The organism is Gillisia limnaea DSM 15749 (genome assembly GCF_000243235.1).
Classification (GTDB): domain Bacteria; phylum Bacteroidota; class Bacteroidia; order Flavobacteriales; family Flavobacteriaceae; genus Gillisia; species Gillisia limnaea.
Window position 1 is genome coordinate 2,166,572 of record NZ_JH594606.1, and the last position, 17,038, is coordinate 2,183,609.

Genomic DNA, 17,038 nt, shown 5'->3' on the forward strand with positions numbered 1-17,038 from the left:
GAAGTAAGTATCTTACCGCATTTTTTGTTTGGGGAGCCATTTCATCGGTATTCTTTTTCCATATCCTATGGGTGATGAAAAAGGTAATAAATGAAGGCAAAGAAGGTCTCTCGGCTGATGCTCAAAAGATTTTATCAAATATATGGGTACTCTTCCTAGTCTCCTGGTTCTTGTATCCTGGAGCTTATCTAATGCCATATCTAACAGGGCTAGATGGCTTCTTTTTCAGTGAAGATGGAGTGATGGCAAGGCAGTTAACCTATACTATTGCCGATGTTTGTTCCAAAGTAATATACGGTGTACTCCTTGGTAATCTTGCATTGAAACTGAGCAATAACAAAGAAATGGTTGAGCTGAGTAACTAGATCACTATTATGAATAAGTTTTTGAACAAATAGTTAAAGAAAGATATGTAGCACCTGCACTGCCTTTGTAGCCAAATATGGTCAAACATCGTTCCTAATCTAAGTGTTCTGGAAAATGCATTTGCTAGTCAGGCTAGCCATTTTCAAATAGCTATTGTCGTATTCAAAAAAATAAGCCTCATCCTTCTCTGCGGGTATTCCAGCTAATTATTTGTCAATTATAATTTTAGCATGTCTCGCGGGTTGTAGGTTGAGGTTTTAATGTAGATCCAAAAAACAGCAATACCTGATTCACTTTGTCGGTCATCAAATTGGACTTAGCTTCAAGATCACGAAAAAAACGCAGCCCTACGCCGGTTAGATCAGACAGGTCTATTTTGGTTAATTTTATTTTGCACATACTCAGCTATAGGATTGTTACGATTCCAATCTTCCATAAATATACCTTTAGAGGTACAAAACAGTAAAAATTATATTTAATATACCTGAAAAGGTATAAAAAATTTATTATAAAGGCTCTAGTTTAATTTGGCGTTGATATTTTAAAATAAAATGAAAAATCCGAAGGTTTCAAGTAGGTCAAAACATAGAAAATTCAATTATTTCCTTTAGGGCCAGGGTAAAAATAATTGAATTTTCGGCATTTTGCCTTACCCCGTCCCTAAAGGGCGTCAAAATACCGAAAATTAGATAATCCGGCTATAATACCTATTTTAAACCACTGTTGTCCGATAAAGTTTTTCTGACTTGATGGAATATGAATGATGAAGGGCAATTTGGATGTTTTTCCTTTTTCAAACCTTGCTTTAGAAAAAATGAACATTTAGTTTCATTATTTAAAAACCTTACTTAAAGAACATTGATATTCAGTAGGTTGTATTTAGTCTTTTTTCTTTATTCTTGCAGCGAAGCGATCTTTACTCTTTTACCGGACAATACTGATTTTAAACTAGAGACATTATAAATAATACTATACCTAAATGGGTATAGTATAGATAAAATTTTATAGCCCCCATATCTACCAGATTAATCCTTGCGCGTGGTTCCAGTGTACCTCAGGAAATTATAAATGCTGTAAATAAGATTAAAAAAAGATAAATTTTAGATTTTATATTTAGGGACAATACTTTCTGGAAATTAAACCTTTAAACTCGTAAAAGAATTGAGGAAAAGGGGAAGAGGTAGGATTACCTGCAAAAATTATTTAACAAACCTGTGCCTCCTGCAGCTCCTTCTTTACATCCTCAAGATTGATTGTTTTCAAAGGTTTGGAGAGAAAACCCTGAATACAGGTATAAATCTCTGCTTCCTTCTTAAAATCTTCGATTGAGGAAGATAACATATATATGGTGAATTGTTCCTTCAAGGATTCTTCAAATTTCGTAAAAACGTCTAAAAATTCCCATCCTGACATAGTGGGCATATTAATATCGAGAAATAGTACGGTGTGCACTGCTTCAGAGTTTTTACCGAAATCCTCTTTTATAAATGCCAACGCTTTTTCGGGTACAGCAAATATTTTTTTGTCTGCATCTTTATCAAATCGTTTAATTGTGAAATCGCATATCATATTATTGGTAGCGTCATCATCAACCACCATATAGCGCAGTTTCTTTTTCATCTTCAGTATTTTATTTAAAAGTTTTTTCCTTAATGGTAATTGTGAATTTTGTGCCTGCATTAACTTCGCTGTCTATTGAAATTTTACCACCAAGCAATTCAACCTGGGTTTTTACAAGGAACAATCCCATTCCTTTGCCTTCAATATGGTGATGAAATCTTCTATAAAGACCAAAAACCTGTTCGCGTTTTTTTACCAAATCAATTCCCAGGCCATTATCTTCAAAAGTGAGTACCACAGTTCCTTCTTTTGATTCAGATCTTATCTCTAATTGAGGAGAAATTCCCGGCTGGCGATACTTAATACTGTTTGCTATAAGATTGTAAAAGATACTGTGAAGGTAACTTTGTACGGTATGGATGGCAGGCACATCAAAATGTGTTTTGATCTGTACTTTTTCCTTTTCGATTAAATTTTGAATACTGCTCTTTATAGAGTTTACAAGATCATTGAGAATTACCGGTTGTTTCTTCGCATCCATCTCCACTTTAACCTGTAAAATCGAATTAAGATCGGAAATAACAATATCCAGGCGCTTTACATTATCAAGCAGTGCCTCCAGGAAATTGTTTTTTACCTCCTGTGTATAGTCTTCTTTACCAATTAAATCTGCAAGTCCAAGAATATTAGCCACAGGTGCTCGAAGGTTGTGTGACACTATAAAAGAAAACTGCTCGAGTCCTTTATTAGCCTCAACAAGCTCCTCTGTATGTGCCTTTAGGTTTTTATTGAGTTCTATAATTTGCAACTCCGATTCTTTTCTTTCAGTTACATCTTTAAAATAAACTGAAAGTCCGCTATTTGATGGATAAGCAGTAACCTCAAACCATTTGTTTACCCTGTCATAGTATTCTTCAAAATTTTCTATCGACTTTTCCCTAACAGCTTTATGAAAACAGCTATAAAATTGTGTGTGGATATCATCAGGAAAAACATTCCAAAGATTTTTGTCTATTATTTCCGCTTTGGCGCATTTCAATAAGTCTTCAGAATGTTGATTCCAATATGTCACTTTCCAATCATTATCAACCATAAAAAAGGCATCTCCTATACTCTCAAGAATAATCTCTTTTTCTTCTGAAGCTTTCAAGGCCTGCTGTTCTGAATTTTTAATATTGGTAATGTCCTGAAAGCTTCCATTAATTCGTACACATTTGCCATTTACAAAAGTTGGATGTCCAATTTTTCTAATCCAGCGTTCATTTCCATTTGCCGTTAATATCTGCATTTCAAGATCATAAGGAATGTTTTCATTAAGAGCTTTTATATATGCATTGGACATGGCATTCCTGCTTTCTCCTTCTTTGTAAAAAAGAATTGCTTTTTCAAGAGTAGGACAGTAATCCATATCGACTTCATGAATTTCTTTAGTCACCGGGGACCAATACACCGTATCTTTTTCACAATCTTTTTCAAAACTCCCAATTCGCGCAAACCTGGAAGCCTCATCTAAAAGTTCTTCCAGTTTCTTTTTCTCTGTAACATCCTGGATTGCACCAACCATACGAAAGGCCTTTCCATTCTCGTCCCGAAGAATAAAGCCTTTTTCTATTACAGAAGAATACTTTCCATCTACTCTTTTGAACCTATATTCGGCTGTCCAATGGCTTTCCATTCCTTCAATACTTTTATTCAGACTTTCGGTTATATGATGCTTTTCTTCAGGGTGAATTTTTTCAAGAAAATCTTCTATTGTGGGAGAAAATTCTTCCTGGGAATAACCAAACATGGCATAAAATGCTTCCCCATACAGTAAAACGTTTGATTTGAGGTCCCAGTCATAAATAGCATCTGATGTCGCTTTGGAAACCAATTCATAACGCCTATTACTTTCTTTCAATGCCATATCTCCCTTGACCCTATCTGTAATATCAATACCTACACATTGAACTTCATCGGGTTCATTTGTAGTTCCCTTTAGATATATAAAATCCCAGAGAGTTGCTTTTATTCCTCCTCCCTTTGCCGGCTTGTCAATTTCTACCTGAAAAACCTGACCTGGATTTGACATGCATTTTTCGACAGCTGTCTGGACGCGGGGGTGATGGTATTCATTAATAGAGAGCATGGATTGCTCTCCCACGATTTCCTTTTGCCCGTAGATCCACCCAAAATCATCCCTGAATTTTTTGTTGCCATAGGTATATCTGCCCTGGAGATCTGTTCTTATCACATAATTTGTTTGAGACTGAATCAAACCTCTAATTCTTGCTTCACTTTTCACAAGTTTTTCGTGGCTGTTCTTTCGCTCAGTGATATCCTGCACCGTGCCGCTATACGAAGATTTTTGATTCTTGTTATTAGTTAACTTTCCCCTTTCATGTACCCATTTGATCTTTCCATTGGGTAAGATAATGCGGTGCTCAAAATCCAATTCCTTTTGCCCATTCATAGCCAATGCGTTTGCCTCCTTAAATTTTATAAGATCTTCTGGGTGAATCGTTTGTTCGAAACTTTCTAAATTTGGCTGAAAAGCACCATTGTCTCTTTCCCAAATATTGAACACTTCTTCTGACCAAAATATGTTGCCATTGTCCAGATTATGAGTCCAGTAACCCAATTTTGCAATCCTTTGGGCAGTTTGGAGTTTTTCCGTTTTTTCTTCTATTTTTTTCCGGGACAGTATATGTTCAGTAATGTCATTTATAAAAAAGAAAATGCCCTCTATTTCTCCCTTGCCATTTCTATATGCCTGGTAAACGAAGTTCATATATAAATCAGCTAATTTCCCGTTTTCTTCTTTATCTACCTTAACTAATGTTTCTGTGCCGATATATGTTTCTCCGGTACGGTAAACATTATCTAATATGCTGACAAACCCTTGTTCAATTACTTCGGGAAGCACTTCTATTACTGTTTTTCCTATCACATTTTTTTTACCTATAAATTGCAAATAAAGGGGATTGGCCATTTCAAAAACATGATTGGCACCTTTCAACATTCCTATGGCGGAGGGAGCTTTTGAAAACATTTCAAAGAACTGATCTCTTTCAGTTTCCAATGCTTTCTCCAGTCTTTTTTTCTCGGTTACATCGAGATTTGTTCCTATCATTCGTAAAGGTTTCCCTGTACCATCGCGCACCACGATAGCATCTCCTTTAATATAACGAAAAGATTTATCCGGCCACAAAATTCTGAAGTCAGAATCAAATTTTGCACCGCCGCTCAAGGCTCTTTGAACCTTTGCATTTTCTTCGTCAATGTCATCAGGATGAATAATGGCTTCCCATGCTTCATATGCGCCACCAAATTTATCTTCTGCCACTCCGAAAATTTGGTGCATGATTTTATCCCAAATAAGATGATTGTTTACAACGTCCCATTCCCATATTCCAATTTTTGCCGAATTGGTAGCCAGTGTAATCCTTTCGGTTAAATCATATATAGCTTTTTCCGCTTCTTTGTCCTTAGTTATATCTGATTGAATAGAAAAGTAGCCTGTAAGTTTGCCGGTGGAATCAAATTCGGGCTGGCATTTTATATTAGTCCAATACTTTTTACCGGATTTTGAATAATTAATTATATCACATTGAAAAGCCTGACTTTTACTAATTTTTCTGCGCATATAACTAACAACTTCCTGGTCAGTTTCTGACCCTTGTAAAAAACTGCCTGGTCTTTTCCCAATAATTTCGTTAAGCTCAAAACCTGTCATCCGGGTAAAAGCATCGTTTACCCACTGAATTTTACCTTTTGCATCGGTAATAACTACGGCATTGCTGGTTTTTCTTGCAACAAGTGATAGCTTGGTTATTTCTTCCTCTGCATGTTTTCTTTCACTTAAATCCCGAATTATCATTGAGGTTCTTTCCTCGCCATTAGCATTTTTATAAACTACAGAAGTAAACTCACCTGGAAATCTCTCCCCATTTTCACGAATTGCCGTAACCTCAGCCTTCACCTTACCTGTACGCTGGCGTTCTTCAAGAGCTGCAGTCAGCCGAGGGTCTTTGGTATCCACTAATCCAAATCTACCTGCTTCGCAAATTTCTTTCTCACTCATGCCAAACATAGTACAGGCAGCAGGATTGGCCGCAAGTATTTTTCCATCAGTTACTGTAAGCAGTATAGCATCCAAACTGTTCTCAAAAAGCGAAAAATATTTCTCCTCGCTGTCGTATATAATTTGTTCTGCCTTTTTTCTGTCGGTTATATCATGAACTATCTTAGCTGCTCCAATAACTTTTCCGTTGTTATCATTAATGGGGGAGATAGTAAGAGAAACATCCACTCTTGTTCCATTTTTTTTAAGCCTTTCGGTTTCAAAATGCTGTACAGATTCTCCTTTTTTTATGCTTTCCATAAATTCTGCTTCTTCCTGTAAACATTCTGGGGGAATAATTATAGAGATGTTTTTGCCAATGGCTTCTGTTGCTGAATAACCAAAAAGCTTTTCTGCACTTAAGTTCCAACTGGTAATTATTCCATCCAATGTTTTGCTAATGATGCCATCATTAGATGTATTAACGATAGCAGCAAGATGCGCCTGGTCATAAATCATGCGCTCACGTTCTTTTTCCAGACTAAATTTCTCCATTGCACTCAGCACTGCCTGTGGAAGGCGATGGAGTCTGTCTTTTAAAATATAATCATCAGCTCCGGCTTTCATTATTTCCACAGCATATTCATCAGATACAGTTGCCGAAACCAGTATAAAAGGAATATTTTTTTCTTGTCGCTTAATTATCTTTATTGCTTCCATAGAATCAAAGGAAGGAAGTGTGTGGTCGGCAATGATGATGTCTGGAGCAAATTCTTTGAGTGCCTTTTCAAAAGCTGTTTTATTGCCAACGACCAATTTCTCAAATTGAATCTTTCCTTTTTTCAATTCTCTTTCTACTAATTCAGCATCAGCAGGCGTGTCTTCGAGGTGAAGTATTTTTAACTTAGTTTTCAATTTGTAGGGGCTTTTTATTTACTTATTTATACAGGAGGATGATTCTTGAGCAACCAATAAAAACCAAGGTCTGTAACAACTTTGGTAAATTCATCGAGCTCAACGGGCTTTACAATATAGCTGTTTGCACCTAGGGAATAGGCGCGGTCAATATCCGGATGTTCTTTGGAAGAAGTGAGTACCACAACAGGAATTGCTTTTGTGAGTTCGTTTGCCTTTATCCTCGTCAACACTTCAAGACCATCCATTTTCGGCATTTTTAAATCAAGCAGGATTACTTTTGGTTTATTCTTAATATCTCTGCCTTCAAACTTTCCAGTTCCAAAAAGAAACTCAAGTGCTTGAGCTCCGTCCTTGAGATGTATAAGATTGTTGTTAATATTTCCTTTGCGAAATGCACGAATGGCCAGCTCCGCGTCGTTCATATTATCTTCTATAAGCAGGATTTCGACTGAGGTATTTTCCATAATGGATTGAATTATTGGTTTTCTAATATTCTGTTTTAACAATTTCAGGTAAGCTAAAAAAGAAGGTTGCTCCTTGCCCTTCTTTCCCCTGGGCCCAAACTTTCCCATCGTGCTTATGTATAATGCGTTGTACAATTGCAAGCCCTACACCGGTTCCTGAAAATTCTTCATTTGAATGAAGCCGCTGAAACACCCCGAATAATTTGTTTACATATTCCATATCAAAGCCTGCGCCATTGTCGCTAACAGAATAAATAAGCGCTTTGTTTTTTCGCTCTGATTTTATTTCTATCAGTGGCTTTTCTTTTTTAGAAGAGTATTTTATCGCGTTGGAAAGAAGGTTGGTGATAACCTGCTGTAATAAATTATAATCTGCTATCGCAGGAAACAGGTTGCTACATTTTATTTCAGCACTATGTGTATTACCTTGATTGATTTCTGCAAGAACAGTTTCAACCAACTTGTTCATATCGACATTAGACTTTGTTATTCCTTTACGCCCCAACCTGGAAAAGGTAAGAAGATCATCTATAAGCACTCCCATTTTTCTTGCATTATTTCTCACTTCTCCCAACCATCTCTTCCCTTCGGCATCAAGAACGGTGTCGTAATCTTCTCCCAGCATTTGTGCGTATCCGTTTATCGCACGGAGTGGTGTACGCAAATCATGAGATACGGAATATGAAAATGATTCTAAATCTTCGGTGCGCTCTTTCACCCGCTTTTCCAATTCGTCAACCTCTTTGTTGGAATCGATTAATTCTACAGCTCTTTTTTTCTTTTCCCCTTTTTGAAATGTAAGTTCTTTGTTCGCAATGACGAGTTCTGCTGCGCGTTTTTCTTTTTCCTCGTTTTGAAAAGCAAGTTCTTTGTTGGCAATGATGAGTTCTGCTGCACGCTTATCTTTTTGTTCGTTTTGAAAAGCGAGTTCGGCTGCGCGTTTATCTTTTTGCTCGCTTTGAAAAGCGAGTTCTTTGTTGGCAATGATTAGTTCATCTGCTCTTTTTCCTTTTTCTTCGATTTGAAAAGAAAGTTCCTTTACGGCTTTTGCAAGCTTGACAGCCATTTCATTTTTCTCCTCATCCTTTGCCTCTAATGCTTCCTCAGACAGTTCAAGGGCTGTCATTGTTTTCACCCTATTATATGAAATAGAGTCCCTATCAACTTTATTTTCCATACTAGTTCTTTTTTGAAATCACTTCCCCAAGGTTGATTGCGGAAAAATCTTAAACAGAATGTTTTTTTTGATCAGGAATTTCAAAATTTCATTTAAATATTAATCCCGGCATACCGCCAGTAAAGGGACACTTACTGCGTTTTACCGATAAAACCTCAAGGTTAATCTGTCAAAAGACGCCGTGAAGATAGTTTATTTAACGGTACTTTAACGGTTGTGTAGGACGTTTTAACATGAGAAATCAATGATGATTAAATAGATATGGTTTCTTTTTTGCTTAAAGATTAGTCCCCGGAATTAAAAACGGAAATAAAACAACACTCGTATATTTGTAATCATTTTCCTATAACTATTACAACCTTTTTTACTTAAACCTTAGGCCATCATTAGCTCAATTACCCGTTTTATTCCCTTTTCAGATTCAGGATCTAATACTTCAATATAGTGCAAGTAATGTTTTAATTGGGATTCGTTATATCTCTTTGTATCGGTAATAAAGTCAGTTAAATAGCCATCAAAAGCAGGTTCGGATACTGTCTTTTCTAAGATTTTAATAATGTCTTTGTGCCGGGAATCCTGTTTGATTTTTTCGGACAAATTTTGAATTGTTTTCTTTTCTCCCTCGATGAGTTGAAAAAAATTTCTTTCGTTATACAGCAGAATACCTGTTATTTTTTCGCCTGAATTATATTCATTTGTTTTGGCCATAATTTCGTCGATCTCCTGCTCTTGAAGGTCTGTGCTTGCAGTACTAACGTAGGCAATGGCATATCTCATAATACATAGTTTATAAAGTTTAACGGGGAAATTCTATCCTTTAAAGGGTCGTGGCAGATATTTAAAGAATAGTCTTTCAGAAACATAATATAAAAATTAAGAAGTTGAACAAAATTAAAATAACCTCACAATTGGCAAAAAAATAACAATATTTTCCAGTTACCTGATTACCGAATCCATCTAAAACAAAACTGATAATAAATCCTGCATAATTTTTGACTTTTACAACTTAAAAATAAATAAAAAAACCCCGTAAATAATTATTAACAGTGATTTAAAAGTGATTCCGGGACACCTAAGAATATTATAAAAGTGTCCCCGAATTAGACACAGTTGGACTGCAGGCATATCATAAGCCAGAGCTAAATGATAAGAACCAGTTTTCTTGCCAGCAGGGAAAAGTTCCTTAAATGCATATCGTTATTGCCAATTAATCATAACCTGGCTATTACCCTAGTGTACTTAAAGAACTGGATAACTCAAAATTGGATGCATTTGTGAGTTGAAATTGGGATTATAGTTTGAGAGTATGATTTTTGACAAAATACTCAATATAATTTGGAAGTTGTGTACCCAAATAATAAGGTAAATTCATTAATAAGAATGGAGTACCACTGGTGGTTTTTGATTCTTCAATATTAAATTTTCCTCCATAAATTCTAATTGCGTAGGGATGATCTGTCCTTTCTATAAATTGATGCAAGGATCTGAGAGTGCCTTTTGCCCCAGATTTTATTTCTATGGGAATCACTTTATCGTTATACGGGTAAACCAAATCCACTTCGGAGGATGATTGATTTTTATCTCTTACCCAGAAATTTGGTTTTGTATTCGTTATTGTATTTAAAGAAATCAGTTCCTGAGTTATTAGATGTGGAATTATAGCTCCTTTAAAGGAATTGCTCAAATCTTCCATTCCCAACATCTGCGCCTGAATTCCCAGAGCATGGTTTATTAATCCGGTATCTAGAAATTGGAGTTTTGGGGACTTTTTCAAATTCGACTTTATTGGATTATCGGTATCTGTGGTAGGATAAATGAGTTGAATGATTTTGGCATCATCCAAATTACGCATAGCCTTCCCTACTTCCCGGGATTTATAATTGGAATTACCAAAATTTTGAAATTTGATCCTTTCATCCAAATATAAATGTGCGACTGCCATAATATGTTTTATAACGCGTCTTTCGGAAGAATTAGAGGTGTATTTTTCCACATCATTCTTATATGTACCCCAAATACTTTCATAGACCTTTGGCAAGTCAGCCAGGCTTTTGTTTTTTAAATCGGCTTTAACAACTTCCGGCATACCACCGATAATGGCATATCTATGAAATAGATCCATTAGTGTTAAATGGGCAAAAGGTTTTACTGGAATAGTATTTAATTGATCAAATGCTTTTGCGTGTTTGAGGGCTTTCAGATATTCAGCAAAATTTAGGGGATATAGATATAAATATTCGATACGCCCTACGGGGAAACTTTTTACATACTTTATAGCAAATTCCAGTAAAGAACCTGCCGCTATAACATGCAGTTTAGGCTTATCTTCGTAAAAATAACGTAACAACTGGATGGCTTTGGGCAACTCTTGAATCTCATCTATAAATAATAAAGTATCGCCTATATCTACAGAAGGTATATTATTGGTAAGGAATAGGGCTTCCACTATAGTTTCTACATCATCGTAATCTTCGAATAATCTTCTATCCGCAACTTTTTCCAAATTTAAGAATATGGAGTGCTTATATTTTTTTGCAAAATCATTTACCAATGTGGTTTTACCAACTTGTCTTACCCCTCTTATTACCAAAGGCTTCCTGTTTGTTCCTTCCTTCCATTCTTCTAAATGAGAACTAATATGCCTTGCGAAACCCATACTTTTTTATCATATAATAAGGGTAAATATATCATTTTATTGTAACAAAAAAAGGGTTAATTTTGACTATTAATGTAATGGAATAAGGGTAAACAGAAAATGGCTTACCCTTTTATACCCTAGTAGTCATACGATACCTTAGTTTTCAGCCCCATATCTACCAGAACTAACCTTGCGCGTGGTTCCCTTTTTTGATTTTCTAGAGTAGAACAGTCACTTACAGGCAATTCGGGGACACTTGTATCTATGTTAAAAGTGTCGCCGAATTGGACACCATTCGGGTGCACTTATTTGGTTTCAAATGAATATAATAAAAATGAAAAACCCTATAAACATTGAAGTTTATAGGGTTTTAGTTGAATTTGATATGTTAAAAGTACTCGAGGCGGGAATCGAACCCGCACATCCGAAAATACTGGATTTTGAATCCAGCGCGTCTACCAATTCCGCCACTCGAGCTTGTGGACGGCAAAATTATAAAAATTTCCCTTTACCACACGGTTTTTTCTGTTTTTTTTCCAAACGGCTTAATGGCAGGCGGGAATGATATTTTTATGATTTTTTTCATCCGGTTAGGGGATTGCTGTTTAAACAAAGAGATAGGTTATATCCTGCTATTACCGGCCCATTGAGAATAAATAAAAACTTCATATTCACAGATTCAACCAAAATTTACTTCAACTCGATCTGGTCAATTTCAAGCCGGAAATCCTCTGCCTTTTTATTTCCGATTAAAAACCGGATTTCCTGGATCTTATCTGCGTTGAAATTAGGCTTGTCAAGTTTGTTTCCGCGGTAGGTGGGTTCCATTTGGTTAAGCGGAATCTCCACGGTTTGCCAATCTCCGGTAGTTTTAAAAGTGTATACGTAGGAAGCCCTATCATTCAGATTGGTTTTTATCCTGAATTGATAATCCTTTCCGTCTCCTTTTAATTGAATATGCGCTTTCTCATAACCCTTGATATTTTTCGAGTCAAAGTGATATTGCACCGAAGCGAAGCCACCATTGTTTTCCAGAGAAACAGCACCTTTAAAAACGGCATTTCCCTCAACACTGCGTTCCAGTTTACTGGAAGAATTTCCTCCCATCACCACGTCATTTTCTACTTCCCAACCGGACCAATCATCGGTTGAGCTGAAGTCAAAAAGGAGTAATCTGCTCATAATTAAAAGTATTAAGATTAAAATGTATAGCTGCTGAACCATTTTTTATTTTAAAGTTAAGATTTTTTTTGCTGAAAAACCATATTGGGATTTAAGGGATTGGCTATTGCAGGAACTAATGAAAGGCGATTATCATAAAATATTCTTATACGCCTGTGCCAGCCGGAAAACTAATTTTACATTAGGTGCTTTAAACTAAGAAATTAACAACCATGCCTATAGATCTTTTAACAGAATTTAGTGTCACAGAAAAAGTAATCAATGAAGACGGGAAAGAGCTTTTTGAAATGTTTCTGGCAAAGGAAGAACCAATTGTATTGTTCTACCGGCACACCCGGGATAAGGTGATCTTTACCGACAGGAAGATCATCGCTATAGACATTCAGGGGCTTACGGGAAAGAAGAAAGAATTCAGGATGTTTCCCTATTCCAAAATCACCTCATATTCTGTTGAAACTGCCGGCACTTTTGACTGGGACAGTGATTTGAAAATCTGGGTTTCAGGTGTAGGAGTCTTTGGCGTAAAACTGGGTAAAAAAATAGATATCAAAGAAATTGGAAAATTTTTAAGTGAAAAGGTAAAGTAGTTTTTTAAGCTAGTTTTCTAAAATCGGTTAATGTTTTTGGATCATCGCTTTTTTCTCTTTCCAAATTTCAGGTGGGAGCTTCCCATTAATTGAACTTTATAATTCTTGGGTATTACGTTTTATTTCCGCTTCCATTGTGGGTTATTGCTGAAATCCTAATTTTTAACAAGAAGTAGCTTCTTTCAAAGTCTGTTCAGAAAGAATAAATTTATAAATTTGGGGCGACACAATATAATCACGACAAAAACCCTCAAACACCACACAAACATGTCAGAAGCCACAACCGAAGCCAAAATTTTTAGCTGTACGCAAAGCACGGAATTATCTGAAAAAATTGCCGCTGCCTTCGGCACAAAACTCGGAAATGTAATTACCAGTACTTATAGCGATGGCGAATTTCAGCCATCTTTTGAAGAATCGGTTCGCGGATCCCGGGTTTTCATAATTGGTTCCACGCATCCCGGAGCAGATCATCTTATGGAAATGCTGCTTATGCTGGACGCGGCAAAAAGAGCTTCTGCAAGACATATCACCGCGGTACTACCTTACTTTGGCTGGGCGCGTCAGGATAGAAAAGATAAACCCCGGGTTCCAATTGCTGCAAAAATGGTCGCCAGTATTCTGGAAACCGCAGGAGCAACCAGGATCATCACGATGGATCTTCACGCCGATCAAATTCAGGGTTTCTTTGAAAAACCTGTAGATCACCTGTACGCTTCTACCGTTTTTCTGCCTTATTTAAAAAGTCTCAATCTTGATAACCTTACCATAGCTTCACCGGATATGGGAGGTTCTAAAAGAGCCTACGCCTATTCCAAGGCTTTGGAAAGCGATGTGGTAATTTGTTATAAGCAACGTGCAAAAGCCAATATAATCTCCCACATGGAACTTATTGGGGATGTAACCGGGAAAAATGTGGTTTTGGTAGATGATATGGTGGATACCGCCGGAACGCTTACCGCTGCAGCAAACCTGATGATGGAACGCGGAGCCATAAGCGTGCGCGCCATCTGTACCCATCCGGTTCTTTCGGGAGAAGCTTATGAGCGGGTTGAAAATTCAAAATTGGAGGAGTTGATTGTTACCGATTCAATTCCGCTAAAAAAGGAAAGCAGAAAAATAAAGGTTGTAAGCTGTGCCAATTTGTTTGCAGATGTCATGAAAAGCGTACATCATAACGAGTCGATAAGCTCAAAGTTTATTATGTAAAAGTTCAAAGTTTCAGATTTCAGTTTCTGGTTTTTTAATTTGAGAAAATTTTGATTGTGACGTGCTGTTTCTCCCGAAAGGCGGGATTGGGATTCCGATTTAAAATAGGAGTTTATAAGAATTTTTTCCTATTTTCGGATGTAATCTAAAACTTCAGTCTTGAAAAAACATATTCCATTATTCGTTTTTCTGTGTTTGTTGACAACAGGAATAAGTGCTCAGAATAAATCTGAAATTGATCTGGAAGCAGTTTCCGAAGAAAATTTTTTGCTGGGAATCAATCTGCTAAATGAGTTGGTTTCTATCCCAAATGATTCTCATTACCCCGATCAATTGCAGAATAACATCCAATGGAGTAAAGAGAATTTCCGAAAAAGAGGCTTTGAGGTGCAATCCCTGGACACCAAAACTGTTCCGCTTTTACTACTTGAAAAGAAAGTTCAGTCTGCCACGCAATCTGTTCTTTTTTACTTTCACGTGGACGGACAATCTGTAGATCCAAAAAAATGGGATCAGGAAAATCCATACAATCCCGTCCTTAAAATGAATTCAGGAGCATGGAAACCGATTCCCATGGATACTTTAAAATCTTCTTACGATGAGGATTGGAGGATCTTTGGAAGATCTGTTTCTGATGATAAAGGGCCGCTGGCCATGTTTTTAACTGCCTGGGATGCTTTGGAGATCACCGGACAACTTCCCGGTTACAATGTGAAGGTGATTCTAGATTTTGAAGAAGAGCTGGGTTCTCCCAGTCTGCCGGAAGCAGTTTTAGAACATAAAGAAAAACTGGCTGCAGATATGATGCTTATTATGGATGGTCCAAGGCACCAGAGCAACAAACCTACCCTAAGCTTCGGTGCCAGGGGTATTTCCACTATTACATTAACAACCTATGGTCCCAGAAGTCCCCAACACAGTGGGCACTATGGGAATTATGCTCCCAATCCTGCTCTTGGAATGGCAAAGTTACTGGCATCGATGAAAGATGAACAGGGAAGGGTAAGTATTCCAGGATATTATAAAGGTATAAATTTGACTTCGGAAGAGAAAAAAATCCTTCAGCAGGTTCCGGATAATGACAAGGAGATTCAGAAGAAACTGGGCATCGCAACAATGGATATGGTTGGCAACACATACCAGGAGTCCATACAATATCCATCTTTGAACATTCGCGGATTATCTTCAGGATATGTTGGGGAAGAAGCAAGAACCATCATTCCGGCCAAAGCCATTGCAGAAATAGACGTTCGGCTGGTTCCTGAAAGTGATCCTGAAAGATTGTTTTCCCTGATAAAAGAACATATTGAAAACCAGGGATATAACATTTTAGAGGAAGAGCCAACAGAGGAAGAGAGATTACAATATCCGAAGCTGGTAAAATGGGAGGGAGAGATTTCTTATCAGGCATTCAAAACTCCATTTGACTCCGCTCCCGGTGTTTGGCTGGACAAGGCTTACAACAGGGCTTTTGGTGAAAGTCCGATAAAAATTAGAATGGGAGGTGGTTCCATTCCTATTTCTCCATTTGTGGATGCCCTGGGGATTCCTGCGGTGACAGTTGTGACTGTAAATCCCGATAACAACCAGCATTCTCCCAATGAAAATTTAAGGCTTGGCAATTTTAAGGAAGGGATAAAAACGATGCTGGCGATACTTACGCAGGAACTGTAGCAGGTATAAAGGTGTTCAAAATTCAAAAATCAAAGCACAAGATTAGAAATTGGTTTATAAATTATAGAAAATCTTAAATATTTATAGTGTAGGTAGTTAAATACAAATAATTTTATAATCCTAATCAATTGATTGTTAGTAATCTAAAAATAGTTCTTTTGTCAGGAGCCCAGTCGAGAACTATTGATATATAAATATGAGGTTTCGCCTGCGCTCAACCTGTCACTAGCAGATCTGATAAATATTTAAATATGAAACTATCTACTGTCCTGTGAATGTTTATTTAAACCTGAAGATGTATCACTTCGTATTCTACGAGGACAAATTGATAGAATTAAATGTTCAGGATTGCCTCAAAGAGTTTTGTAAAAAGGCTAAAAATATTTCTTGACCTGTACTTTAATAACATAAAAAAATATCGCATCTTTGCACACTAAAATTTTTTATAATGAAATCAATAACGATCAACGGATCTAAAAGAGAAAGCGTGGGCAAAAAGGCAAGCAAAGCCCTACGTAATGCTGGACAGGTTCCTTGCGTACTATACGGAGGGGGAGAACCATTACACTTTGCAGCAGATGAAATTGCCTTCAAAGGTTTAATTTACACCCCCGATGTGCATACAGTAGTATTGGATCTTGCTGGTGAGAAATTTGATGCCGTATTACAGGATATCCAGTTTCACCCGGTAACCGATTCAATTCTGCACATGGATTTCTACCAGATTTTCGAAGACAGTGAAATTACCATGGAAATCCCAATTCACACTGAAGGTGTTGCACGTGGGGTTAAAAACGGTGGTGTTTTACGTTACAACCTTCGTCGTTTAAAGGTGAAAGGACTTCCAGGGAAACTTCCGGATTACATTAAAGCAGATGTTACCAATCTTAAAATTGGAAATAAACTTTATGTAACTGAAATTAAAAGTGACGATTTTACCGTTCAACATCCAGAGAATACTGTGATTTGTCAGGTGAAAACCTCACGTAACATTATTGCAGATATCGAAGAGGAAGAAGAAGTACCAGCAGGAGAAGTGCCGGCTACTGAAGCTGAAACCGAAGAAAAGGAATAAGTCTCTTTTTTCACAATTTTTTAAACATCCCAATCTGAAAAGGTTGGGATGTTTTGTTTGGCACGAATTTCAAATTTGTCGTCTCGGATTTCAATTTTGTTGGCTAGGATTTCAAATCTGTTGTCTCGGATTTCAAATCTGTTGGC

General features: G+C 36.9%; 13 protein-coding genes and 1 tRNA gene. 5 read left to right on the plus strand and 9 right to left on the minus strand.

Going from position 1 to position 17,038, the window contains the following annotated elements:
* Positions 1-365, plus strand: a 365-nt coding sequence (locus GILLI_RS11495; protein WP_006989280.1) for a bacteriorhodopsin, incomplete at its 5' end; no start/stop codon positions are given.
* Between the two features lie 226 nt (positions 366-591).
* On the opposite strand, the gene GILLI_RS18145 is transcribed toward GILLI_RS11495, so the two are convergent.
* The 9 genes from GILLI_RS18145 to GILLI_RS11535 all read right to left on the minus strand — a co-directional run bounded on the left by GILLI_RS18145 (position 592) and on the right by GILLI_RS11535 (position 12,347).
* Positions 592-765: a helix-turn-helix domain-containing protein gene (locus GILLI_RS18145; RefSeq protein WP_006989278.1), complete on the minus strand. Its 174-nt coding sequence runs from the start codon at positions 763-765 to the stop codon at positions 592-594.
* Between the two features lie 804 nt (positions 766-1,569).
* Positions 1,570-1,986, minus strand: coding sequence for a response regulator (locus GILLI_RS11500; RefSeq protein WP_006989282.1), 417 nt, complete (start codon positions 1,984-1,986; stop codon positions 1,570-1,572).
* 10 nt (positions 1,987-1,996) lie between these two features.
* The gene (locus GILLI_RS11505; protein WP_006989283.1) at positions 1,997-6,883 is read right to left on the minus strand and encodes a PAS domain S-box protein; all 4,887 of its coding nucleotides are present in this window, start codon (positions 6,881-6,883) and stop codon (positions 1,997-1,999) included.
* 26 nt (positions 6,884-6,909) lie between these two features.
* Positions 6,910-7,350, minus strand: coding sequence for a response regulator (locus GILLI_RS11510; protein WP_006989284.1), 441 nt, complete (start codon positions 7,348-7,350; stop codon positions 6,910-6,912).
* A gap of 22 nt (positions 7,351-7,372) precedes the next feature.
* Entirely contained in the window at positions 7,373-8,527 is a 1,155-nt protein-coding gene (locus GILLI_RS11515; protein WP_006989285.1) for a sensor histidine kinase, read from the minus strand.
* Positions 8,528-8,902: 375 nt separating this feature from the next.
* On the minus strand, positions 8,903-9,304 hold the full coding sequence (locus GILLI_RS11520; RefSeq protein ID WP_006989286.1) for a BLUF domain-containing protein: 402 nt from the start codon (positions 9,302-9,304) through the stop codon (positions 8,903-8,905).
* A 514-nt stretch (positions 9,305-9,818) separates the two neighbouring features.
* Complete coding sequence (locus GILLI_RS11525; RefSeq protein WP_006989287.1) at positions 9,819-11,183, minus strand: ATP-binding protein; 1,365 nt, start codon at positions 11,181-11,183, stop codon at positions 9,819-9,821.
* A 377-nt stretch (positions 11,184-11,560) separates the two neighbouring features.
* Positions 11,561-11,642: transfer RNA gene (locus tag GILLI_RS11530), tRNA-Leu, on the minus strand.
* Between the two features lie 213 nt (positions 11,643-11,855).
* Complete coding sequence (locus GILLI_RS11535) at positions 11,856-12,347, minus strand: CIA30 family protein (RefSeq protein WP_040506616.1); 492 nt, start codon at positions 12,345-12,347, stop codon at positions 11,856-11,858.
* A gap of 212 nt (positions 12,348-12,559) precedes the next feature.
* Here GILLI_RS11535 and GILLI_RS11540 point away from each other — a divergent pair, with 212 nt between their 5' ends.
* The 4 genes from GILLI_RS11540 (at position 12,560) to GILLI_RS11555 (ending at position 16,892) form a co-directional block, all read left to right on the plus strand.
* Positions 12,560-12,934 (plus strand): PH domain-containing protein, encoded by a 375-nt coding sequence (locus tag GILLI_RS11540; protein ID WP_006989289.1) that lies wholly within the window; start codon positions 12,560-12,562, stop codon positions 12,932-12,934.
* Positions 12,935-13,201: 267 nt separating this feature from the next.
* Positions 13,202-14,143, plus strand: coding sequence for a ribose-phosphate pyrophosphokinase (locus tag GILLI_RS11545; protein ID WP_040506617.1), 942 nt, complete (start codon positions 13,202-13,204; stop codon positions 14,141-14,143).
* A 159-nt stretch (positions 14,144-14,302) separates the two neighbouring features.
* Complete coding sequence (locus GILLI_RS11550) at positions 14,303-15,817, plus strand: M20/M25/M40 family metallo-hydrolase (RefSeq protein ID WP_006989291.1); 1,515 nt, start codon at positions 14,303-14,305, stop codon at positions 15,815-15,817.
* 448 nt (positions 15,818-16,265) lie between these two features.
* The gene (locus GILLI_RS11555; protein WP_006989292.1) at positions 16,266-16,892 is read left to right on the plus strand and encodes a 50S ribosomal protein L25/general stress protein Ctc; all 627 of its coding nucleotides are present in this window, start codon (positions 16,266-16,268) and stop codon (positions 16,890-16,892) included.
* The last annotated feature ends 146 nt before the right edge of the window (positions 16,893-17,038 follow it).